Genomic DNA, 1,214 nt, shown 5'->3' with positions numbered 1-1,214 from the left:
TCAGGAGCGAGACGTAAGAGGTCAGCGTGTCGTTGTTGGTCGACGCCAGCCGCGTGAAGATCAGCTTGGCGGCCCTGTTGTCGACCTCGTGCCCCCGCGCGAAGTATTCCTTCTGCTTGTTCCCACCCGAGGCCGCGATGCGGTAGATCTCGCCCAAGGTCGGGCGCTTGCGCTGGAAGGCCAAGAGCCCTGCCGCCACGAAGAGATCGATCCCGCCTTTGAGGAGGCCCTGCACGCGGTCATTATCGCTCTGCAGGAACAGCGTCGCCAGAAGCTGCAGTTCCATCTGCTGGCGCGCGGGATCTTTCAGCTCAAAAATGCGCAAGAGCGGGTTGTAACGATGGGTGCGCTTGCCCTCCCAATCGGTGGGGGCAAAGCGATAGACCTTGTCGCCTTGGGCTGCGCGATGCCGGGCCGTGGCCTCGAAACACTCGCCCTTCACATCGAGCGTTACGGCGGAGCCTTGCCAGGTCAGCAGATTCGGAATGACAAAGCCCGTGGTCTTGCCACGGCCCGTGGGGGCCACAATCAGCGCGTGGGGGAAGACCTTGGAGCAAATGTAATTGGCGCGGGAGCCCGGCGGCCCCAGCTTGCCGAGGATGAACCCGGTCCCGGGCGCGCCGAAGAAGCCATTGGCCTTCATCTCGCGCGCACTCTGCCAATGGGTCTGGCCAAAGCGTGTCAGGGCGGACCCCGAAAGGGCGAGGCTCAGCATCAGGCCGGCGGCGGCAAAGCTGCCGATGATCAGGTGAATAAGTTGCGCGTCCTCCGGGCGGCGATCGCGGATCGCCAGATAGTTCTGCGCGATATAGGCAAAGTCGATCTCGGCCCCGAAGCCGAGATCCTGGTAGGTCAGCACCGCCGAGGCGATGGTATAACCCATGGCCCCGGTCACCAGCGTTACCAGAAAGATCCCTGTTGCGATCCGCGCTTTTCCCATGGCGGCGCTCAATGGACCTGACCCCGCTCGGTCTCGCCATCCACGTCTGTCGCGCGGTGTTTTTCGTATTCGGTGTCAGCCAGATCATCGACCACTTGGCGCAAGGCCTCTGTGTTGGCCGTGGCGGCATCGGATTGCAGATAGACCTTGGCTGTTGATTTCCGTTGAGAAGTGACCCGGTAGCCTACAAAATTTTCACTGAGAATTGACCCATGTGAACACATTGCCCTGACGAATTTGTTCAGGGAGATATGGAGTGATAGACATGGGATTT

2 protein-coding genes are annotated in these 1,214 nt (G+C 61.0%); one reads left to right on the top strand and one right to left on the bottom strand.

Translation table 11 applies throughout. The features are described from left to right. Positions 1–940: type IV secretory system conjugative DNA transfer family protein (locus tag BFV97_RS16990; protein WP_172827929.1), on the bottom strand; the 940-nt coding region annotated here is incomplete at its 3' end. Positions 941–951: 11 nt separating this feature from the next. On the opposite strand from BFV97_RS16990, the gene BFV97_RS18885 reads away from it, so the two are divergent. Then, positions 952–1,098: a hypothetical protein gene (locus BFV97_RS18885; RefSeq protein WP_172827928.1), complete on the top strand. Its 147-nt coding sequence runs from the start codon at positions 952–954 to the stop codon at positions 1,096–1,098. Positions 1,099–1,214: the final 116 nt, after the last annotated feature.

Source organism: Neptunicoccus sediminis (assembly GCF_001719615.1).
GTDB classification, from domain to species: Bacteria; Pseudomonadota; Alphaproteobacteria; order Rhodobacterales; family Rhodobacteraceae; genus Amylibacter; species Amylibacter sediminis.
This window is presented reverse-complemented; position numbering and strand designations above follow the sequence as displayed.